The sequence below is a fragment of the Rhizobium sp. PL01 genome, assembly GCF_033447125.1.
Lineage (GTDB): Bacteria > Pseudomonadota > Alphaproteobacteria > Rhizobiales > Rhizobiaceae > Pararhizobium.
Map to the genome: position 1 here is coordinate 414,840 of NZ_JAWQUM010000004.1, position 20,511 is coordinate 435,350.

The following is a 20,511-nucleotide window of genomic DNA, read 5'->3' on the forward strand; positions in this document are numbered from 1 at the left end:
CGCGCCACACTCGACAAAAACCCGCTGCACCGGTATTGGCTGAGCGTCATTTCCCTGTCGCCGAAAGCTGATCCCATGAGCACAGACATCCAGAGCCCCACACCACGCCCCGGTATCCTCGATATTGCCGCTTACGTGCCGGGCAAGGAGCATGCGCCGGGTGTGGCCAAGGTCTATAAGCTGTCCTCGAACGAGACCCCGTTGGGACCGAGCCCGAAGGCGATCGAGGCCTTCCAAAAGGCAGCGGCGAAGCTCGAAATCTATCCGGATGGCCAGGCGATCGAACTGCGTGAAGCCATCGCCTCCGTCTACGGTCTGAACACTGCAAATCTGATGTGCGGCAACGGCTCCGACGAACTGCTCGGCCTGCTTTGCCACGTCTATCTCGCCCCAGGCGATGAGGCCATCATCACAGAGCATGGCTTCCTCGTCTATAAGATCCAGATCATGGGCGCGGGTGCTACGCCGGTCACGGTGCCGGAAAACGACTGCCATGTCACGGTCGATGCCATCCTTGCCGCGGTGACGCCGAACACCAAGATGGTGTTCCTTGCAAACCCAGGCAATCCGACAGGTACCTATGTCCCGGTCGACGAAGTGCGACGCCTGCAGGCCGGTCTGCCGAAGAATGTTATCCTCGTTCTCGACGCTGCCTATGCGGAATACGTCCGCCGCAACGATTATGAGGCCGGTCTCGAACTGGTATCGTCCAACCAGAACGTCGTGATGACCCGCACCTTCTCGAAGATCCATGGGCTTGCGGCTCTGCGCGTCGGCTGGATGTACGCGCCGCTTGCCATCATCGATGCTCTGAACCGGGTGCGCGGACCGTTCAACATGAACGCCCCGGCCATTGCCGCTGGTTCTGCTGCCATCCGCGACCAGGCTTTCATGGCGACTGCCCTCGAGCACAATTCGCTGTGGCTCGGAAAGCTTACCGATGCGTTCTCGTCGCTCGGTCTGCGGCTGACGCCGTCGGTTACCAATTTCGTGCTGATCCATTTCCCGGATGTTGACGGCAAGCGCGCGCCAGAAGCCGACGAGTTTCTCACCAGCCGTGGGTTCATTCTGCGGGCAGTGCGTGGCTATGGTCTGCCCAATGCGCTGCGCATGACCATCGGTTCGGCGGAAGCCAATGAGGGCGTGATTGCGGCTCTCACCGAGTTTATGGGCCGGGCGTGATGGCAAAGCAGTTCGAAACCATTGCGCTGATCGGCATCGGCCTGATCGGCTCGTCGATCGCACGCGAAATCAAGGACAAGGGCCTTGCCGGTTCCGTCGTGGTCTCGACACGCAGCGAAGCGACGTTGAAGCGGGCGCAGGAGCTTGGTCTCGGCGACCGCTACACCACATCGGCTGCCGATGCGGTCAAGGATGCTGATCTGGTGATCGTCTCGGTGCCTGTCGGCGCCTCCGGCACTGTCGCCGCCGAGATCGCCGCGAACCTGAAACCCGGCGCGATTGTCACGGATGTCGGCTCGACCAAGGGCTCGGTCATCGCTCAGATGGCGCCGCATATGCCGCAAGGCGTGCATTTCATTCCGGGTCACCCGATTGCCGGTACCGAGTATTCCGGCCCGGATGCGGGCTTTATCGGGCTGTTCAAGGGCCGGTGGTGCATCCTGACGCCGCTGCCGGATACCGACGAGACGGCCAAGGCCAAGCTGCGTACCTTCTGGGAGACGCTAGGCTCGATGGTCGATGACATGGACCCGGAACACCACGACAAGGTTCTGGCGATTGTCTCGCATCTGCCGCACATCATCGCCTACAACATCGTCGGTACAGCCGACGATCTGGAAGCGGTGACCGAATCGGAGGTGATCAAATATTCCGCTTCCGGTTTCCGCGATTTCACGCGCCTTGCCGCCTCCGACCCGACCATGTGGCGCGACGTCTGCCTGCACAACAAGGATGCGATCCTTGAAATGCTGTCGCGATTTTCCGAGGATCTCGCCTATCTGCAGCGGGCGATCCGCTGGGGCGACGGCGACAAGCTGTTCGACCTCTTCACCCGCACCCGCACTATTCGCCGTTCGATCGTCCAGGCCGGCCAGGATACGGACATGGCCGACTTCGGGCGGCATGCGATGGATCAGAAATAGCAGAAACGTCGTCACGCTTAGCCCCTCACTCTAGCCCTCTCACAGCCGGGGAGGGGGAACTAAGGAGTTTGCCGCGTATTCCTTCTCCCCGTCACGACGGGGAGAAGGTGCCCGACAGGGCGGATGAGGGGCCTCTACCGTCGGTGAGATTGAGGGGTAAGGTATGCCCGCGCAGGCGTCAGCCCTTAAAGCTGCGGCAGTTCTCCAATCGGGAAGAACGCCAGAAACGCGATTCCGTCGCGAACATTGAGCTTGACGGTCGCTTCGTTTTTGCCGTCGGCCAAGGCCGTCAGCATGTTGGCGATGTTGTTGACCATGACGGTGCCGTCCTCGTCGTCGAACACCTTGACGAGGTTTTGACGCCAGCCTTCGATATTCTTCATCGTGACGCTGAATTCTCCCGAGATCAGCCCTTGGTCGTTGACGCTGAACGGGCCGGATGCGGATGTCACCATGCCGTTGCCGAGATCGAGCGTCAGGTTGCGCATTTCGCCCTTGCTGCCGCGAAGAGCGCCGGGCTTCCATCCGCCTCGCTCCATCAAGGTGGCACGATCGACGAAGGTCATGTCAGTGCTGGCGTTGACAGGCGGCAACAGGCTCAAGCCGTTGTCCAGTTTCAGATCGAATGTGTCGACACTGAGGGCGGCGTCGAGATCGGGGCCGTTCTGGCGAAAATGTGCCTCGCCGTGTCCGGCATTGAACATGACCTTATGGGTGTCACCCGGTGCTGCATCGTCCTCGAAGGCCGGCAGCATGGCCGTGCCGGCCAGCTGATCGTACGTCAGAGAGGTGCGATTGAGGCCCGACAGTGATGCCTGCACGCTCGCATGCATCAATTGCCAGTCTGCAGAGACGGTCATGCCGGGCGAGAAGCGGATTTCGGCCGGGCCGTCGAGTTCTATGATGGCATGCCCCGGTCGGTAGACTTGGGCTGCCGAGCGTAATGCACCAAACGATGCCGATGCCCCACGGGTCATGTCATCGAGGCGTACGCTGTCACAGAACAGGCCGATGCGGAAGGGAAAGCCGCGCACGCTCATGTCGTCGCATTCGGCCGATGAGCCGCTCGCCTTCTTCTCTGTCAGGAAAGCCGACAGCCGCGTCTCGATCTGGTTGGCTGCCAGAAACCATGCGCCGGAATAGGTGATCAGGAACAGCACGATGCCGATCGCCAGCCATCTGATTTTCCGGCTGCCGGCCGAAGGGACGGCGATATCTGCTGCGGTCATAGTCTGCTCCGGGCTCTGGCGTTCGCTCCCGTGCTGCGACACGAGAATTTCGGTCTGCTGTCTGGCTGTCCACTGTTGCGCTCGTCCAGGATCGTGCAGGAAATCGATTCCGATTGCCGGACAGATGCGTTAGGAAAGCACAAGTGTGATCTGTCCATCGCTCCTGACCCCGTTTTGTGGCGGCGGGATGGCATGGATATGAATGGCAGTGGATATGGACGATTTTTGGGTGTTTGGCTACGGTTCGCTGATGTGGAACCCCGGCTTTGCCTTCGAGGACAAGATGGCGGCACGGGCTTTCGGCTACCGGCGCGCGCTTTGCGTCCGTTCCTTCGTGCACCGGGGAACGCCGGAACGTCCCGGCCTTGTGCTTGGTCTCGACCATGGCGGGTCCTGCCGCGGCATGGCCTTCAAGGTGTCATTGAGGGATAAGGACGACGTTGTCGGTTACCTGCGCGAGCGCGAACTGGTCACCCATGTCTATCTCGAGCGCACAATGCCGATCCTGCTTGCCGATGGCCGCCGGGTTGCGGCTCTCACCTACACGATTGACCGCGCCCACGCGCAATATGCAGGTGCGCTGAGCGCCGAGGATGCCGCCGCCACTGTCGCCGTGTCCCACGGAAAGTCGGGGCCTAATACCGACTATGTGGTCAACACGCTCGCCCATCTGAAGGAGATGGGCATTCGCGATCACTGGCTGGAAGAGGTGGCCGCCATCGTCGAGAGGGCGAAGCTCTAGCCCTGAGTGCCAAGTTCCTTGAGCTCTTTCAGACGCTGCACAGCTGTTGGCGGCAGCGGTACATGCGGGTTGTTCTTCACCGTCTCTATCAGCAGTGCATCGCTGGCGGTTTCCATGACATCGACCAGCGTCTTCAGGAAGACGTCCGGATCGAGCCCGGCCTGGATCGGCGGCAGGATTTGCACCTTGAAATGGCCCGGATAGCGCAGGAACTTGCGGCGCGGCCAGAACAGGCCCGGATGCATGACGACAGGGATTACCGGCATGTTGAGATCACGATAGAGCCTTGCAATGCCGTACTTGTATTCGGGCGGTGCGCCCGGTGGGCGGCGGGTGCCTTCGGGATAGATGATCAGCTGGCGGCCGGTCGCCAGTTCGTCCTTGGCGCGCTGCATCACCGCCGCCATCACCTTGCCGCGCGCACCGCGATTGACCGGGACCATACGCTGCTTCTGCACATACCAGCCGAACAGCGGGATCCAGACCAGTTCGCGCTTGAGGATGAAGAACGGGTCCGACAGCCACGGGAGCAGCGCGTAGACGTCCCAGAACGACTGGTGCTTGGGTGCAAAGATGTAGCCGCCCTCGGGGATATTCTCCAGCCCTTCGATTTCGAACGTCGTGCCGACCATAACCCTGAACAGCCAGTGATTGCTGCGTGCCCAGTTCTTCGGAACGAACCAGGAGGTCTTGCGCGGCGCCAGGAAATAGAACGGCGTCATCACCACCATCTGAAGGACTATGTTGATGTAGAACACGATGTTGAACAGGAAGGAGCGCAGGATAATCATCGGCAGGCTTTCGCAGCAAAAGGTTAGCCCGCTGCCTACACCAATATTCCAGCAAGGAAAACAGCTGGGTTGGCGCGATCAAGCACGATGTCTATGGGCTGCGGCTGGCATCCTTCGTTTCGGTTCGCAATCCGCTTGCCGGATGAGCGCCGAGCGCATCGCGCGCAGATGCGATCGTCAGCTTGAGATATTCCAGAAGGATCGTCTTCAGCACTATCGGATTTGCCAGCCAGTTGGTGCTCTTCAAATCGGAATTGACGACGGGATAGGCAATGAACTCGATTTCCGGATTGGCCCGGCGCAACTCGAGCAGGCTGCGCGGCATATGGTAATTGTTGGTGACGACCAGAATGCTGCGATAGCCGTTGTCACGGATCCAGTTGGCGGTCTCGTTGGCATTGCCGATCGTATCGATCGCATCATGACCGATATCGACGCAGCATTTGAACAGGTCAGCAGAGCTCTGAGTGTTGCGGCGGATCTGGGTGCCGGTGGTCGAGGGGTGGACGCCCGAGATCAATAGCCGCCTTCCGGCTCCGTTTTTCAACAGATCCACGGCCTGGTCGATCCGCTGGAAGCCGCCAGTCAGAACCACGATGGCGTCTGCCTTGGGATTGTCCGGTGGCTGAAGAGAGGCAACGGAATCGGCGAAATAGAGGAAACCGGCGGCGGCAACTCCGGCGATCAGCAGAAGCACGTAAAATGTCAGGCGAACAATCCGGCGGCGCAGGCTCACATGCCGTCGCACCAACGTTCCCTTCTGCCGTGTTTCGCCGCTGTCGCTCATTGCTGTCTTGGGTGCTCCGCCAGCCGTGATTCTCCAATAGAAGCAGATTGCGGCGAGGAATGGGTGCAAAACATGGCGGTCATGCTGGTCAGGTCTGATTGCCGTCGATGCGTGCCGGATCGGACCGGATGAGGTCGATCTCGTAAATGGTGCGCATCACGGTGAAACGGGCCGTCAGTGTCGTCAAAAGCGCGATGACGATCATGATCGCGGCAATGCCGAGATAGCCGGTATAGCCGATGGAGAAGCTGCCGAACATGGCATTCGTCTGGTCGCTTTGCGGCGTGGCCAGCGATCGCGATTGCCAGAAACTTGCGACTGCGAAGCAGGCCGCGGCCAGAAGGCCGCCGGCGCCGGCACCTTTCAGGCTGATCTTCAAAAAGTGCTTCTGGAATTCTGAAGCAACGAAGCCTGCTTCGGCGCCGACGAAATGCAGCACCTCGACAATGTGGCGATTGCCGGAAAGCGTTCCGCGCGTGGCAAAGACCACGGTCAGCACCATGGCGGAAAACACCAGCACCAACACGCCGGTACCGATCAGTGCCGTCGTATGGGCCATGGCGACCAGCCGGTCGACCCAGGTGCGGTGATCGTCGAGATAGGCCTGCGGAATGGTTTCCGTCAGCATTGTTCGCATGGCGGCGAAATCGGGTGGGTTCTGTTCGTCGATGGTGATGATCACGAGGCGCGGCACCGGCAGATCGTCGAGATCAAGGCCAGCCCCCAGCCACGGCTCCAGCAGCCGGGCGGTGGCTGCCTTGTCGACGATGGTGCCATTCGTCGTGCCGTTAAAGGTCAGGGCAAGATCACGGGCGTCGGCCAGTGCCTTTTCCATGTCGAGCTTTTCGTCCGGCTTGATCTGGATGGTGATCTCGCGGGAAATCTGGCTCTCCCAGCTTTGCGCCGTTGAGCGTACCATGCTGACAGCTCCGAGCGTCAGGCAGGCGAGGAAGGCCATGATGGCAATGACCAGCACCAGCGCATTGCCGGAGACGTTCCCTGGCGGAACGATGGGCGCCGTTGGTCGCACGCGCATGGGCGCCTTGCGCTCTTGCGGCGCAGCCGGACCGGCTCGGTTGCTGGCGGGGGCTTCACTCATAGATATCGAGCCGTCCCTGCGACAGGATCATCCTGCGCGCCTCGACCTGATCCATCAGCGAAAGGTCGTGCGTCGCGATGACGACGGCGGTGCCGAGCCTGTTAAGCTCGAGGAACAGATTGAGCAGCCGCCGTGCCATCGGCGGATCGACATTACCCGTCGGCTCGTCTGCCAGCAGGATCTCCGGCCGGTCAATCAGGGCGCGGGCGATTGCCGCGCGCTGCTTTTCACCGCCCGAGAGAACCGGCGGTAAAACGTTGATGCGCTCGCCAAGCCCGACCCAGCCAAGCAGCTCGAGAACGTCGGATCGATAGGACGATTCGTCCTTGCCGCGCACGCGCAGGGGCAAAGCGACATTCTCATAGGTCGTCAGATGATCGAGCAACCGGAAATCCTGAAAGACGATACCGACGCGACGGCGCAGCATCGGGAATTCTTCGCGCGGAATTGTCGAGATGTTGCGGTCGAACATGCGAATCAGGCCGCGTGTCGGTTGCAGCGATAAAAACAGCAGCCGCAACAGCGTGGTCTTGCCGGCGCCGGAAGGGCCGGTCAGGAACTGGAACGATTTTTTGGGAATGTCGAAGGTCAGGTCGCGGAGGATTTCCGGGCCCATTCCATAGCGCAATCCGACATTTTCAAAATGAATCAACGGGTCAGTGTCCAGCTTCTCTTCGATCCAGCATGCCACGTATTCGCGGCAGGCTCATGGCCCTTGTTGCAGCATATAGCGCAGCAATCGCTGTTACAGCGCCAACATGGTTAAACAGTGGTTAATTTTGCCTGAAAACAGACCGCTGCGGCAGCGTCATTTTCGAAGCATTAACCATTTAGGTTTACGTCTGGGAAAGGTTTGTTTCAATGCCCGAATCTGGCTTGCCTGATGCTCAGGGCATTCTGGCGTGGCCGAGAGGGCTGCGAAGGAGAGACGATGAACGCTTTCCGCTCCAACGGCACCACCGGCCGGATGGATTTCCTGCCGCCCGAACGTCGCGGGCGAGCCACGTCCGCACGAGGCAAGCCGTTTCGCACCGATATCGTCGATGCCGAATTCGAGACTGTCGCATCGCATGGCCGGCGCAACGTCTATCCGGTTTTCAACGACAATCGTGTACCTCAGTCGGCGCAGAGCCCGCACCGCGTTGCATCGGCGTTCGGATGGGCGGTGAGCCATTTCGAGCGCCTGCTGCAGACTGCATCCCCCAAGGCGTTTGCCGTCCTCGTCACGTGCCTGTGCGCTCCGGTCTTCCTGCTGTTCGCCAGCCTGCCACAGTACCAGCCTGCTGTTACCTCCGTACCGGCATTGTCGATCAGCGATGTCACCACGTCGCTCAACGACGCCAATGGCATGAAAATCCTGTCGGTCTATGGCGCGGTTGAAAATCACTCCGATGCACCGAAGATGGTTCCGGCTATCCAGGTCGATGTGATTGCCAACGGCCACCGCCGGACAGCCACCCGGATCGAGCAGAGCCCAGCCGTTCTCGCCCCCGGCGAGAGCCGTTCTTTCTCGACACGCCTCCTACACACAGGTGGAAAACTGCCCGGTGTCGCGGTTTCCTTTGGTCAGCCGGGTGATTCGGCGCCCTGACTGTGCTAAGCGGCTAGCTTCCGGAGGCATAAAACGCAGTCTCCACTATTGTTCTGGAGACTATCCTTATGCCTGTCGTCCGTGGAAAAAATATCGATCCGCTCTATACCGCCGAAGTGATTGCGGCGCGAAACGTTGAAATGGCGGAACAAATTGCCAAGGGGCCGCTCAGCGATCTGCTGGTCATTGCCGTGCTCAAAGGCTCGTTCATCTTCGCCGCCGACCTGATCCGTGCCATGCACACCGTCGGCCTTGCCCCGGAAGTCGAGTTCATCACGCTGTCCAGCTACGGCACAGGCACCGTGTCGCAGGGCGTCAAGATCATCAAGGACATCGATAGCGATGTGCATGGACGCGATGTTCTCCTGATCGACGATATCCTCGAATCAGGCCGTACCCTGCGTTTTGCCAAGGAGCTGATGCTGGAGCGCGGTGCCAAGTCGGTGACCATCGCCGTTCTCCTCGACAAGAAGGTCAAGCGCCAGACCGATCTCGAAGCGAATTATGTCGGCTTTGAATGCCCCGACTATTTTGTCGTCGGTTACGGCATGGACGTGGCCTACGCCTTCCGCGAACTGCCTTTCGTCGGCATCGTCACTGGCGACGCCGAATAATCATCCGGCTGTGGATAGCGCCTGATCTGGTCATCCGCGTTTACGGAAAACAAAGAAAACTCTGGTGGTGTTGATCCCGCAGCGGCTGTGCTGCAGTCGGGATCTGGCACCATCAATGGTGGGCGGTTTCCGGCGGAGGTGTTGCCGAAACGGAGGCCATGATGGCGAAGATCCTGATTACCGAAGATGAGGACGGCCTGCGCCGTTTCGTTGCCCGTGCCTTGCAGCTGGATGGTCATGAGACCGTCGAAGCGGCGGATGGTGCCGAGGGGCTGGCCTGCCTTCATGACGCAAATTTCGATCTGTTGCTGTCGGATATCCGCATGCCTGTCATGGACGGCATCGAACTTGCCCATCAGGCATCGGCAGCCTTTCCGGCACTGAAAATTCTGTTGATGACCGGCTATGCCGAACAGCGCGAACGCGCCGACAATCTGACCGGCAAGGTCATTGATGTCGTCTCCAAGCCGTTTACCCTGCCGGATATTCGTAAGGCGGTCGCGGTCGCGCTGGCGGCCTGAGCGGCCCGCTCGTCGCAGTTTCAAGCCATTCCGAAGGTTTGACGGCCATGCTCGATGCCTTAGGCCTCTTTCTGTCGCGCGCGTCTTAGCGCCATGAGGGGCGGGGCCAGCGAGTAGGCTGACCCAAAAATTACAGCGCGCCTATTTACCAACCCCGATTTGCGTCATGAAAGCGGCGTTATCCCAAAACAGATATTCTTCATCCATCGTGCCTTCCTTGTTCCAGTGCCCCAAGGTTGCCATAGGTAAATGGTAGGTTTTATGTGTCGGGGGAATAACCGTTCCATTCGCAAGAGCCATGGGCTTGGTAAAGGTGCCGTCCAGAGATCCCATCACGGCAGTCCATTCGGCGTCGGCGGTGCCAAATCTGACCGGATGTTCGGTAATCCGGTTATCGGGAGCAAAGGTCCACAAGAACTCCAATTCCTTGATGTGGTCGGGAATACCTTTGGTGGTGTGGCCGTCCGGGTAGTGCACGACGATATCCTTGGCGTGGCTCTTGTGGAGGTCTTCCCACTGCTGGCCAGTGTAGACGTGGAAATCGAGGTCGTCGAAATTCGCCAGGCGTTTCGCCAGTTCGGGCGGCATGCCCTCGGCTTTCGGAGTGGGCTCTCCAACTTTGCTGCCGGGCCACCGCTCCTGATCGGCGGCGGTCAGAGGCTTGACGAAAAGAAGACAGGCACTTGTCAGGCCAATGCCGACCGCACGTGCCAAGGTGTGACTCTGCAACATCGATTTCCCTCCTGCTTCACCGAATATCCAGCAGCCTTTCCAGATACTGACGCTCCGTTTCCGGCGATGAATTCGTGCCGAGGCGGCGGCGGATCTCGTCGAGGATTTCGCGGGCGCGTTGGGTGTCGATCTCATCCGGCACTTTGACCTGATCGCCGAAGTCCGGGCCGGTATTCTGCTGGCGGCGGCCGAGCGGGTCGCGGCCATTCTGGCCGTATTGCGGCACGCCCTGTCCTTGGCCGGGACCTTGTCCCTGGCTTTGCATCTGCTGCATCATGTCCTGCGCGCCGTCGCGCAGCGCCTGCAGCGCGCGGCCCTGGCTGCCGACGGCCTGTTCGCCCTGTCCCTTGCCAAGGGCGCCTGAAGCTCCCTTCATCTCGCGGCCGGCCTCGCCAAAGCCCTTGCCTGGCTTGATGCCCATGCCTTCAAGGCCCTTCTGCAATTCGCCAAGCTGCTTGCCGAGCTGGTCCTGTTGGGCCTGCATGTTCTTCAGCGCCTGCTCCAGCTCTTCCGCCGTCATATTGTCGAGCGGGCCGGGCTGCTGCGCCTCTTCGTTCTGCTGCTGCCCGGGCTGCTGCGGCATGTCCTGACCGAACAGTTCCTGATCTTCCCCCTCCAGCGGATCGCCACGCTGCATGCGGTCGCGCAGGGCCTGATCGTATTTGAAGGTCTCGTCCATCAACCGCTGCTGCTCCTGCATCAGCTGGCCGAGCTTGTCCATCTGCTTGCGCATCTCGCTGTTCTCCTGGCCCTGCTGCTGTTGCTGCGGCCGGCCGGCCTGGAGATTGTTCATCATGCGCTGCATTTCCGACAGCATCTGGCGCGCCTGGTCCTTGGCACCGGATTTGGCGAGGTTCTCGATCTGGTTCATCATCTTTTCCAGATCCTGCTGACGCAGCACGTTGTTCTGGTTCGGATTGGCCGCCACCTGCGGGTTCTTGGCCGCCTGCTTGGCCAGCGCCTCCATGTAGTCCTTCATGGCATCGCGCAGTTCCTGCATCAGCTTGGTGATTTCTTCGTCCGATGCGCCTTTCTCCAGAGCGTCCGACAGCTTCTGCTGGGCGTCGCGCAGCCGCTTGTCAGCCAGCGCCATGTCGCCACCTTCGATGCCGAGCGCGATATCCCAAAGATAGCCTGCCGCATCGCGCAGCATGTCGTCATTGCGTGCCAGCGCCATGCGGGTGCGCGCGGACTGCAGCAGCAGGAAATGTGTCAGGTTGGGAATATTTTCATCCGGACGCACCGACAATGCGTCATTGAGTTCGATGGCGCGCGGCAGGTCGTTGGCATTGAGCGCAAGCACCTGCCGCTGCTCGGCAACCGCGCCTGCAAGCGGTTCAAAGAATGGCCGGGCGGGCAGGATCATGTCCTGCGGCACGCTTCGGCCTTCCTGTCCGGCCGCATCCTTTGCAACCAGCGTGACGCGGACGCGCTTTCCAGACAGTGGATGTTCGCTGAGATTGCGGCTGGTCAGCCCCTTTGCCTCGCGCGCATTGCGCTTTGGCAGGTCAAGGCGATACTCGGGCAAGGGATAGAGCGGCCGGGCGTCAGCTGCGGGCTTGTCCAGAGGGACGATCTCGGCCCAGGCTTCCTGAATGCCATAGTCGTCCTTGGCCGCGAAACCGATTTCCAGGGCACCGGCCACCGTTGGCCGCGGAATGCCGTCGAAGGCAATATCCGGAACGCTGTCCGGGATCACCGTGAAGGCCCATTGTTCACCGCCGACGGAGAGCGAACCGTCCTTGGTGATTTTCATCATATGGGTGTCGCTGCCGGGCTTTGCCGGATCGGCAGGTGCTGCTTCGACTGGAGCCTTGCTATCCTTGCCGGGCTTTGCAGCTTGTGCCGCGATAACCAGCGGCTGGGCCGCGCCGTTTTCCAGGTAAGTCACCGGTGTGTCTTCACCGCCGCTGGTGATGCGCACGGTCAGTTCGCTGAATTGCGGGATACGCAGAGGTTCGGCGCTGTCGGCAACCTGCTCCGTGCCCTGCCGGCCAGTCAGAAAGACTGGTGCGCGGCCGGTATAGGCCGGTGGCGTCACCCAGGCATCGATGCGGATATCCGGCGTCGCAGCGATCTGCTGCGGCGGGTGAAACGCATCGGAAATGAGCCCGGCCTTGTTGGAGTAGGAATAAGCAAAGGCAACGCAGGCCAAAAGCACCGGAACGGCGCGCAGACCGTAGCTGTCGGTGCGGGCAATGTCGGGTTTGGGAAGGCCTGCTTCCAGCGCGCCAATCATTCGCGCCATGCGCGTCTGATGCTCGTGCCACAGCGCCTGGCCGAAGGCACCGCTGGTGGCCGGCTGATCGTCCTGCACGCGGATTGCCTGATGCGGCAGGTCGTTGCGCTCCTCCAGCATCCGGTCCGCTTCGGCAATGCCGGGGACGCGTAGGCGAAACAGCGGGATCAGGAAGATGATGAAAGCGGCTGCGAAGGCAAAAAGCGCCGTCACATGCAACCAGCCGGGGGCAACGCGGAAAAAGCCGAACCAGGTGGCGGAGAGAAACAGCAGCACGACGGCCAACAACGGCAAGGCGCGTGGGGCTGCTTGCTCAGCGACGAGAACCAGGCGCGCAAGCGTCCGCTTGACCGCGAGACTTTTCATAAAGCCTGCCGCCGCCGTCGAACTATCCCGCCGGATTTCCGTCATCCGTTCCCTTTCAACGATTGAAACGTGCCCGTGAAGGATAACACTCTTTGTGGCGAAGACGAGGGCGACAACGCAATCGTGATCGATTTCGCGGCTCGCAGCGGCGCTATCAACAGTGGCAGATCGGAAGCTTCCCGCCTCTGGTCAATCGAGCCAGTCAGGAACCGAATCAAGGCCGATCAGGTCCTCATAGGTCGTGCGCGGACGAATCACATGGAAGCGACCGCCGTTCACAAGCACTTCAGGCACGAGCAGGCGGCTGTTGTAGGTGCCAGCCTGAACCGCGCCATAGGCACCCGCCGTTCCGACCGAGATCAGGTCACCCGGCTTCGGCATGGCCATTTCGCGGTCGAGTGCCAGATAATCACCGGTCTCGCAAACCGGGCCGACGATATCGGCCTTGATGCGCGGGGCGTTGGCGGCCGATATGCGCACCGGCTGGATCTCGTGATAGGCCTCGTAAAGCGTCGGGCGGATCAGATCATTCATGGCGCCATCGACGATGACGAAGGTCTTGGAGCCGCCGTCCTTCACGTAGATGACTTCCGTGACCATGATGCCGGCATTGCCGACGATCAGCCGGCCGGGCTCCATGATGATCTTGCAGCCGAGTTCGCGCAGCTGGTCTTTGACGATTTCAGCATAGGCGTCGGGCAAGGGCGGGGGGGTATTGTCCGTCTTGTAGGGCACGCCCAGACCGCCGCCGACATCGACGTGATCGATGTTGTGGCCGTCGGCGCGCAGCGCATCGACCAGCTCACGCAACAGCTTGAAGGCGTCGGCAAAGGGTTGCAGATCGGTGATCTGGCTGCCGATATGCATGTCGATGCCGGTCACCTGAATGCCGGGCAGGGTTGCAGCATGGGCATAAACAGCGCGGGCGCGCTCATAGGCGATGCCGAACTTGTTTTCCTTCTTGCCGGTCGAAATCTTCGCATGGGTCTTGGCGTCGACATCCGGATTGATGCGGAAGGACACATGCGCCTTCTTGCCTTCACGTACGGCGCGGGCGTTCAGCACTTCCAGTTCGGGTTCGGATTCGACGTTGAAGCAGTAGATGCCGGCGTCGAGCGCCAGGTCCATTTCGGCGGCTGTCTTGCCTACACCGGAAAACATGATGCGGTTGGCCGGAATGCCGGCCGCAAGCGCCCGGCGCAGTTCGCCACCCGATACCACGTCGACACCGGCGCCCAGACGTCCGAGCGTCTTCAAAACGGCCTGGTTCGAATTCGCCTTCATCGCGTAGCAGACCATGGCGTCGACATCGGCGAAGGCTTTGGAGAAGACCGAGTAGTGCCGTTCCAGCGTTGCGGTGGAATAGCAGTAGAACGGTGTGCCCACCGCCTTGGCGATGTCGATGACGGAGACGTCTTCCGCAAAGAGAATGCCGTCACGATATTCGAAATGGTTCACTGGTGTGCTCTGTTACAGGAGGGGATCGAGGAAGAAACGCTTGCCTGGCGCTTCATCCTTCTGTTCGGCGCTGCCCGCCGCCGCCTTGGTGTTGATCGGCGCGGATGAACCCGGACGATCGAGGTCGCCCTTACGGCCGCAGCCGGACAGCGTCAGGCCGGTTATGGCAAGGGCTGCAATCAAAATGGTGGTGTTTCGTGACAGCATCTATGGTTCCCGGTCCGGGCAATCAGCCCTTCTTCGCAAATTCGTCAAAACTCATATCGGCTTTTCAGGACATTGTGCACCCTGAATCTTACCCTCAGTTGCGGGTTCGCCACCAGGCAATCTGCTTGCGCACTTCGCTCGGTGCGGTGCCGCCGAAGGATGTACGGCTGGCAACCGAAGCCTCGACGGTCAGCACGCCAAAAACCTTGTCGGTGATATCCGGATGGATCGCCTGCAGATCTGCCAACGACAGTTCAGCCAATTCGCAAGCCTTCTGCTCGGCCAACGCCACGGCGCGACCGGTGACATGGTGGGCGTCGCGGAAGGGAAGGCCCGCCTCGCGCACCAGCCAGTCTGCAAGGTCGGTGGCGGTGGAATAGCCGGAACCGGCCGCAGCCTTCATCCGGTCAACGCGAATGGTCATGTCGCGGACCATGCCGGTCATCGCGGCAATCGCCAGTTCCAGGCTCTCGGCCGAATCGAACACCTGTTCCTTGTCTTCCTGCATGTCCTTGGAATAGGCGAGCGGCAGGCCCTTCATCACGGTGAGAAGCGCAATCAGCGAACCGTTGATACGGCCGGTCTTGGCGCGCACCAGTTCGGCGGCATCCGGGTTCTTCTTCTGCGGCATGATCGAAGAGCCGGTGGAAAAGGCATCCGACAGGCGCACGAAGCCGAATTGTGGTGTCGACCAGATGACGATCTCTTCGGCCAGCCGCGACAGGTGCACGGCGCAGATCGAGGCGATCGACAGGAATTCCAGCGCGAAGTCGCGGTCCGATACCGTGTCGATCGAGTTGCGGGTCGGCTCGCGGAAGCCGAGTGCCTTGGCGGTCATGTGGCGGTCGATCGGAAAGCCGGTGCCGGCAAGGGCAGCAGCACCGATCGGGCTTTCGTCCATGTGCTCGATGGCATGGCGCACGCGCTGGCGGTCACGGCCGAACATTTCGACATAGGCCATGCAGTGATGGCCGAAAGTGACGGGCTGGGCGGTCTGCAGATGGGTGAAGCCGGGCATCACCGTTTCGGCATGCTCTTCGGCGCGGTCGAGGAAGGCGGCGATCAGGCTCGTCAGCATGCCCTCGCACTTCTGCAGCTCTTCCTTTACCCAGAGGCGGAAATCGAGCGCCACCTGGTCGTTGCGCGAGCGGGCAGTGTGCAGGCGTCCGGCGGCCGGACCGATCAAGTCGCTGAGACGCGCCTCGATGTTCATGTGGATGTCTTCGAGGCGGCGGGAGAATTCGAACTGGCCGCTTTCGATCTCTGACAGGATCGTGTCGAGACCGTGAACGATCTTGTCTTTATCGTCTGCCGAAATGATGCCTTGATGCGACAGCATGGTCGCATGCGCTATTGAGCCGCGGATGTCCTGAGCGAAAAGCTTCTTGTCGAAGCCGATCGAGGCATTTATCTCCTCCATGATCGCCGACGGTCCTTGAGCAAAGCGACCGCCCCACATTTGGTTGGAGCTTTTGGTTTCAGAAGTGCCGTCGCCCATGAAGATGCCCGCCCTGGAGAATGACCTGTTTTGGAAAATGAAGTGAACGACAAGAAGAAACGCTTTCCCCCCGCCAGACTGGTGATGATCGCTGCCCTCGGTGGGCTGATCGCCGGTGCGGCAGCGGTATACGTCAGGGAAAGCGGGTCTGGCAATGGTGTGGCGGTGGAAACCGCCGATGCAAAGACCTGCGAGGCGGCAAAAGACAAGGTTGCAGCGATCACGCCGTTCCTTAAAGGTCAGGTCGCCGCCATGGCGCCGGTCAGCGAGCCGCGTCCGTTGTCGGGGCTGACCTTCAAGGGCAAGGACGGCAAGGATTTGACGCTGGCTGATTTCGGCGGCAAGACCGTTCTGCTCAACCTCTGGGCAACCTGGTGCGGACCCTGCCGTGAGGAAATGCCGGCTCTCAACGCGTTGCAGAAAGCGGCGGGTAGCGACAAGTTCGAGGTGGTCGCCGTCAATATCGATATCGGCGACGATGCCAAGCCGACGGCCTTCCTCAATGAAACCGGTGTGCACGATCTCGGTTTTTATCGCGATGCGTCGATGGGTGTCTTCAATCAGCTGAAGAAGGAAGGCCTTGCCTTCGGTCTGCCCGTCACCCTGCTGATGGACGACAAGGGGTGCCTGATCTCGTCGATGAACGGTCCGGCCGCCTGGGATAGCGAGGATGCCAGGGCACTGGTGAAGGCTGCGACCGGCGGCGTGTAGATTTAGGCTCCAGGCCGGATGGCGGCGGGCTGGAACCGCTGCCGGTATTGCGCCGGGCTGAGGCTTGTGATGCGCTTGAACAGGCGGCGAAAGAAAGTCGGGTCTTCATACCCGACTTCGGCGGCAATGCCGTCTATGCTGTCGCGGGTGCTTTCCAGCATCTGCTTGGCCTCCTCGATGCGGATCGCCTGCACATAGTCGACCGGGGTATAGCCGGTCGACTTGGTAAAACGCCGCTTGAAGGTGCGTTCCGCCAAGCCCGATTGCGCCACCATTTTCGTCACCGGATTTGTCTCCGGGTAGTGGTCGGCAATCCAGGTCTGGCTTTCCGCGATGACGGCATCGTCGTGCTGGCGCGGCCGCGTCATCGCGGCAAAAGGCAATTGTCCGCCGCTGCGATCGCCGATCAGAAAGATCTTTGAGGCGCGCATCGCCTCTGCCGATCCGCAATACCGTCCGATCAGATAGAGCGACAGGTCCTGCCACGACGATGCACCACCGGCGGTCAGCAACCGGCCCTCGTGGCCACTGTCGCAGAGAATGCGGTCGGGCCGGAAGCGGACGCTTGTGTAGCGGTCGCGAAACAGTTCGGCGGCACTCCAGTGGGAAGCTGCGTCGCATCCGTCGAGCAGGCCCGCCTCGGCAAGCAGCACCGAGCCGCTGCAGGTCGAACAGACGAGTGCGCCCCTATCCAGTGCCGCCCGCACCCATGCAATCTCTTCCGTCCACCGGCCTTCGGGATCGCCACGCAGCGGCAATTCGATATCGCAGACAATGACGACATCGGCGTCGTCGTCGTCGCCGATTGCCGCCTGCGGTGTGATCGGAACACCGATGACGGATGTGAAAGGTTCGGCCGCTTTTGCGACGATACGGGGGGCAATTTCCCTCACCTTTTCGACCTCGCCGGTGAGCTGCGGCCAAATTTTTCCAACCGATCCAAGCACTTCGTAGAGACCGTAGACGGCCATCGGTGCTGTTTCCGGAAGAACCAGAATGCTGACGCGCAGCGGTGGCGGTGTGAACTGTTTTGGAAACATGATCGCAATTTGGCACGTATGCCCCGGTTTTGTCTATCCTGCCACTCAAACGCTTGGTGGCAAGCGGCTAGGGTTGCCCGGTATTCAACACACATCAGGGAACAAGCACATGAAAATGCCAAACATCGATCACGCCACTATCGTTCTTGAACGCAGCCTTGCCGCTGCCCCATCGGAGGTCTTTGCCGCCTGGTCGGACCGCGAGGCGCTTCTCGACTGGAGCGCACCGGGCAATGGGTGGGACATGGTCTACCGGGCTTTCGACTTTCGTGTCGGCCACACCGATGTCCTGACATTTGGCCCTATTGGCGCCGAGCCCTACATCAACTCGGTCCACTATCACGCCATTCGCGCCGATCAGTTCATCGTCTACTCGAGCACGGTTTCGCACGAAAACGGCCTGCTGTTTACCGGTACTGTCCTGCTGGAACTCGTTGAGACGGTTAGCGGAACGGATTTCAGGCTGACCGAGACCGGCTTCTATTTCGACGGTGACAGCCCGGAGGGCCACAAGGAGGGCTGGGCCGCCATGCTCGACGGCTTGGCCGCTTATCTCGCTCGCGACCTGCGGGCCGCTTGAAGCACGGCTCAGCCGCAAAGAAAGGTTACTAAGATGAAACTCTACTATTCAGCGGGCACCAGCGCGCTTGCTGCGCATATTGCGCTTGTGGAAGCCGGGTTCGAACCGGAGCTGTTCGAGGTCGATATCGTGACGCGCACGATTGATCGCACTGGCGACTATCTTGCCATCAATCCGAAGGGTTACGTCCCGCTGGTCGAAATCGAAGACGGCGTGCCGCTGACAGAAACCGTGGCGATCCTCGATTGGATCGATCAGCATACGGCGGGCCATGAAGGTGCAATCGGGATGGAGCGGCATCGTCTGATCGAGATGCTGGCGTTCCTGTCAGTCGAGGTGCAAAAGCCCTTTGCCTTCTCCTTCTTCCTGCCCGGCGACGAAGCGGTGGCGATGCTTCGGAGCATGGTCGAGGAGCGGTTCGTCCTGATTGCCGGACAAATGAGCGACCGTTATCTGCTCGGATCCCGATTCAGTGTGGCCGACGCCCTGCTCTATGTGACGCTGCGTTGGGCACGGATGATCGAAATGCCGGTTCCTGAAAGGCTGCTCGCCTATATCGCCGACGTCGAGGCGCGGCCCGCAGTCCAGCGCGCGCTTCGGGACGAGGGAGTAATGGATTAGCGAGGCGCCAGTGGATTGACGTGTTACAGTTGTGTCTTGCGGATGGATTTCGAGGCAACTGCATTGGAGTTTCGTGTTCCAAGCTCATCGACCATCAAGTCGATGAAGCGCCGGACACGGGGCTCCAGCAGGCGTCGGTTGGGATAGATCGCTACGATCTTGACCTCTTCTTCCGCGCGACCGGGCAGAACCTGTTGCAGGCGGCCCGCTTTGAGGTCGTTTGCGACAAGAAAGTCTGGAAGAAACGCGATGCCAAGTCCGGCAATCGCGGCATCCCGGATTGCCTCTCCGCTATCCAGCCGCAACCGGCTGCGGCCCTGCGCCTTGATCCACGAGCCGCCATCAGCGCGAAAACGCCAGCTTTGCCTCTGGTTTCCGCTGCTGAAGATCAGGCAGTCGTGTGTTGACAGCGCATCGATATCGCCCGGTTTACCACGCTCATCAAGGTAGGATGGCGCGGCGCAAAGCAGCGCTCTGTGGGTGGCGACCACCCGGGAAACAAGCCGCGTATCCGGCGTCGTCACGCCGATTCGCACCGCCAGATCGAATCCTTCATCAACGATATCGGCAACGCGATCGGTAAAACTCACTTCGGCCTGAATGTCCGGCCAGGTGGCCAGATAGGTCTTCAGCAGGGGAAGAACCACGAGCCGTCCAAAGGCATCGGGGAGGGTGAGCCGCAGGATACCGCGTGGCGTACCGCTCTGCCCTGCCACGCTCGCCTCGGCTTCGTCCACGGAGGCGAGAACTTGCAGCCCGTGTTCGTAGAACACCCGGCCCTCATCGGTGACGCTAAGCGTTCGTGTCGTGCGATTGAGCAGGCGTGCGCCAAGCCGGTCTTCCAGGCGGATGATGGCCTTTCCTGCCGCCGACCTGGAGAGGCCCATGGTCTTTCCTCCGGCGATAAAGCTTCCGGTATCAACGACGGCCATGAAGACGAGAATATCGTTCAGATTGGAACGCAGCATGGGCAACTCCGGCAACTCGGGCAGACATTTAGGGTAGCGCCCGGCAGGCTATATAGGGCGTTCGATTGCTGTAATCGATCGAAAGTTCCGGCCCGTGACCATCGCTGCGCTGCGGCCGTTCGCTTCTGTGTGGACGCCCGTTCGCCAATTGACCGGCTATAGGAAAGCCCATGTTATCAGCGGAAGGAAAAACAGACATGGCACAATCATTGACGCGTATGAACCCGGCATCGCTGCCGGACGCAGGCGCAATCGGCTATTCACAGATCACCATCGCCGAGCCGGGGAGACTCGCTTTCATTTCGGGACAGGTCGCGTGGCGGCCAAATGGTGAGCCAGCACCCGAAAGCCTGGCGGAACAAGCTGTGCTCGTCGTCAAGAATGCCAGGGCAGCTCTCGACGCCATCGGCGCGTCTGCGCAAGATCTCGTCATGGTGCGGGCCTATATGGTCGATATGACCCCGGAGCGACTGGATGTGTTGTGGCCGCATATCCACGCCCTGTTTGATGGTGCGAAGCCGAGCCTCACAGGCATCGGGGTTGCCGCTTTGGCTGCGCCGGGCCTGCAGCTGGAGATCGAAATGATCGTTCGTTTGCCGTCGTGATACGGAT

22 protein-coding genes are annotated in these 20,511 nt (G+C 60.6%); 10 read left to right on the forward strand and 12 right to left on the reverse strand.

The annotated features are described in order from the left end of the window. Nucleotides 1-75: 75 nt before the first annotated feature. A complete protein-coding gene (hisC, locus tag R6X40_RS12470) occupies nucleotides 76-1,182 on the forward strand; it encodes a histidinol-phosphate transaminase (protein WP_318413972.1) in 1,107 nt (368 codons plus the stop codon). Continuing rightward, nucleotides 1,179-2,105: a prephenate/arogenate dehydrogenase family protein gene (locus R6X40_RS12475; RefSeq protein WP_318413973.1), complete on the forward strand. Its 927-nt coding sequence runs from the start codon at nucleotides 1,179-1,181 to the stop codon at nucleotides 2,103-2,105. Before hisC ends, R6X40_RS12475 begins: the two co-directional genes overlap by 4 nt. Before the next feature lie 185 nt (nucleotides 2,106-2,290). Here R6X40_RS12475 and R6X40_RS12480 read toward each other — a convergent pair whose 3' ends face one another. Beyond that, the gene (locus R6X40_RS12480) at nucleotides 2,291-3,334 is read right to left on the reverse strand and encodes a DUF2125 domain-containing protein (protein ID WP_318413974.1); all 1,044 of its coding nucleotides are present in this window, start codon (nucleotides 3,332-3,334) and stop codon (nucleotides 2,291-2,293) included. 202 nt (nucleotides 3,335-3,536) lie between these two features. Between R6X40_RS12480 and R6X40_RS12485 the strand changes: the two genes are divergently transcribed. Next, nucleotides 3,537-4,076, forward strand: coding sequence for a gamma-glutamylcyclotransferase (locus tag R6X40_RS12485; protein WP_318413976.1), 540 nt, complete (start codon nucleotides 3,537-3,539; stop codon nucleotides 4,074-4,076). Here R6X40_RS12485 and R6X40_RS12490 read toward each other — a convergent pair. The 4 genes from R6X40_RS12490 to ftsE form a co-directional block, all read right to left on the reverse strand. Further along, the gene (locus tag R6X40_RS12490; RefSeq protein WP_318413978.1) at nucleotides 4,073-4,867 is read right to left on the reverse strand and encodes a 1-acyl-sn-glycerol-3-phosphate acyltransferase; all 795 of its coding nucleotides are present in this window, start codon (nucleotides 4,865-4,867) and stop codon (nucleotides 4,073-4,075) included. The genes R6X40_RS12485 and R6X40_RS12490 overlap by 4 nt on opposite strands. Nucleotides 4,868-4,958: 91 nt before the next feature. Then, on the reverse strand, nucleotides 4,959-5,654 hold the full coding sequence (locus R6X40_RS12495; protein WP_318413980.1) for a YdcF family protein: 696 nt from the start codon (nucleotides 5,652-5,654) through the stop codon (nucleotides 4,959-4,961). A gap of 88 nt (nucleotides 5,655-5,742) precedes the next feature. Continuing rightward, the gene (locus R6X40_RS12500; protein WP_318413981.1) at nucleotides 5,743-6,753 is read right to left on the reverse strand and encodes an ABC transporter permease; all 1,011 of its coding nucleotides are present in this window, start codon (nucleotides 6,751-6,753) and stop codon (nucleotides 5,743-5,745) included. After that, nucleotides 6,746-7,405: a cell division ATP-binding protein FtsE gene (gene ftsE, locus R6X40_RS12505; RefSeq protein ID WP_318413983.1), complete on the reverse strand. Its 660-nt coding sequence runs from the start codon at nucleotides 7,403-7,405 to the stop codon at nucleotides 6,746-6,748. The genes R6X40_RS12500 and ftsE overlap by 8 nt, the downstream gene beginning before the upstream one ends. A 279-nt stretch (nucleotides 7,406-7,684) precedes the next feature. Here ftsE and R6X40_RS12510 point away from each other — a divergent pair, with 279 nt between their 5' ends. The 3 genes from R6X40_RS12510 (at nucleotide 7,685) to R6X40_RS12520 (ending at nucleotide 9,479) form a co-directional block, all read left to right on the forward strand. Next, on the forward strand, nucleotides 7,685-8,344 hold the full coding sequence (locus R6X40_RS12510) for a hypothetical protein (RefSeq protein ID WP_318413984.1): 660 nt from the start codon (nucleotides 7,685-7,687) through the stop codon (nucleotides 8,342-8,344). A 68-nt stretch (nucleotides 8,345-8,412) separates the two neighbouring features. Beyond that, complete coding sequence (gene hpt / locus R6X40_RS12515) at nucleotides 8,413-8,958, forward strand: hypoxanthine phosphoribosyltransferase (protein ID WP_318413985.1); 546 nt, start codon at nucleotides 8,413-8,415, stop codon at nucleotides 8,956-8,958. A 161-nt stretch (nucleotides 8,959-9,119) separates the two neighbouring features. After that, a complete protein-coding gene (locus R6X40_RS12520) occupies nucleotides 9,120-9,479 on the forward strand; it encodes a response regulator (protein WP_318414224.1) in 360 nt (119 codons plus the stop codon). 141 nt (nucleotides 9,480-9,620) lie between these two features. Here R6X40_RS12520 and R6X40_RS12525 read toward each other — a convergent pair whose 3' ends face one another. The 5 genes from R6X40_RS12525 to argH all read right to left on the reverse strand — a co-directional run bounded on the left by R6X40_RS12525 (nucleotide 9,621) and on the right by argH (nucleotide 15,979). Further along, nucleotides 9,621-10,211, reverse strand: coding sequence for an ester cyclase (locus tag R6X40_RS12525; protein WP_318413987.1), 591 nt, complete (start codon nucleotides 10,209-10,211; stop codon nucleotides 9,621-9,623). 16 nt (nucleotides 10,212-10,227) lie between these two features. Continuing rightward, a complete protein-coding gene (locus R6X40_RS12530) occupies nucleotides 10,228-12,861 on the reverse strand; it encodes a TIGR02302 family protein (RefSeq protein ID WP_318413988.1) in 2,634 nt (877 codons plus the stop codon). Between the two features lie 144 nt (nucleotides 12,862-13,005). Further along, entirely contained in the window at nucleotides 13,006-14,274 is a 1,269-nt protein-coding gene (gene lysA / locus R6X40_RS12535; RefSeq protein ID WP_318413989.1) for a diaminopimelate decarboxylase, read from the reverse strand. A 12-nt stretch (nucleotides 14,275-14,286) separates the two neighbouring features. Continuing rightward, on the reverse strand, nucleotides 14,287-14,481 hold the full coding sequence (lptM, locus tag R6X40_RS12540) for an LPS translocon maturation chaperone LptM (RefSeq protein ID WP_318413990.1): 195 nt from the start codon (nucleotides 14,479-14,481) through the stop codon (nucleotides 14,287-14,289). A gap of 94 nt (nucleotides 14,482-14,575) precedes the next feature. Continuing rightward, nucleotides 14,576-15,979 carry an argininosuccinate lyase gene (gene argH, locus R6X40_RS12545; RefSeq protein WP_318413992.1) on the reverse strand — a complete coding sequence of 468 codons (1,404 nt, stop codon included), beginning with the start codon at nucleotides 15,977-15,979 and terminating at the stop codon, nucleotides 14,576-14,578. Between the two features lie 42 nt (nucleotides 15,980-16,021). Here argH and tlpA point away from each other — a divergent pair, with 42 nt between their 5' ends. Continuing rightward, nucleotides 16,022-16,690, forward strand: a complete 669-nt coding sequence (gene tlpA, locus R6X40_RS12550) for a thiol:disulfide interchange protein TlpA (RefSeq protein ID WP_318413994.1) — start codon at nucleotides 16,022-16,024, stop codon at nucleotides 16,688-16,690. A gap of 2 nt (nucleotides 16,691-16,692) precedes the next feature. Here the strand turns inward: tlpA and R6X40_RS12555 are convergent, their stop codons facing one another. After that, nucleotides 16,693-17,730 carry a GlxA family transcriptional regulator gene (locus R6X40_RS12555; RefSeq protein ID WP_318413996.1) on the reverse strand — a complete coding sequence of 346 codons (1,038 nt, stop codon included), beginning with the start codon at nucleotides 17,728-17,730 and terminating at the stop codon, nucleotides 16,693-16,695. Nucleotides 17,731-17,839: 109 nt separating this feature from the next. Here R6X40_RS12555 and R6X40_RS12560 point away from each other — a divergent pair, with 109 nt between their 5' ends. Together R6X40_RS12560 and R6X40_RS12565 are read left to right on the forward strand one after the other, a co-directional pair. Beyond that, nucleotides 17,840-18,310 (forward strand): SRPBCC domain-containing protein, encoded by a 471-nt coding sequence (locus R6X40_RS12560; protein WP_318413998.1) that lies wholly within the window; start codon nucleotides 17,840-17,842, stop codon nucleotides 18,308-18,310. Between the two features lie 33 nt (nucleotides 18,311-18,343). Beyond that, nucleotides 18,344-18,931, forward strand: a complete 588-nt coding sequence (locus R6X40_RS12565) for a glutathione S-transferase C-terminal domain-containing protein (protein WP_318413999.1) — start codon at nucleotides 18,344-18,346, stop codon at nucleotides 18,929-18,931. Between the two features lie 23 nt (nucleotides 18,932-18,954). Here R6X40_RS12565 and R6X40_RS12570 read toward each other — a convergent pair whose 3' ends face one another. Next, nucleotides 18,955-19,899, reverse strand: coding sequence for a LysR family transcriptional regulator (locus R6X40_RS12570; RefSeq protein ID WP_318414000.1), 945 nt, complete (start codon nucleotides 19,897-19,899; stop codon nucleotides 18,955-18,957). A 197-nt stretch (nucleotides 19,900-20,096) separates the two neighbouring features. Between R6X40_RS12570 and R6X40_RS12575 the strand changes: the two genes are divergently transcribed. Further along, nucleotides 20,097-20,504 (forward strand): RidA family protein, encoded by a 408-nt coding sequence (locus R6X40_RS12575; protein WP_318414001.1) that lies wholly within the window; start codon nucleotides 20,097-20,099, stop codon nucleotides 20,502-20,504. The last annotated feature ends 7 nt before the right edge of the window (nucleotides 20,505-20,511 follow it).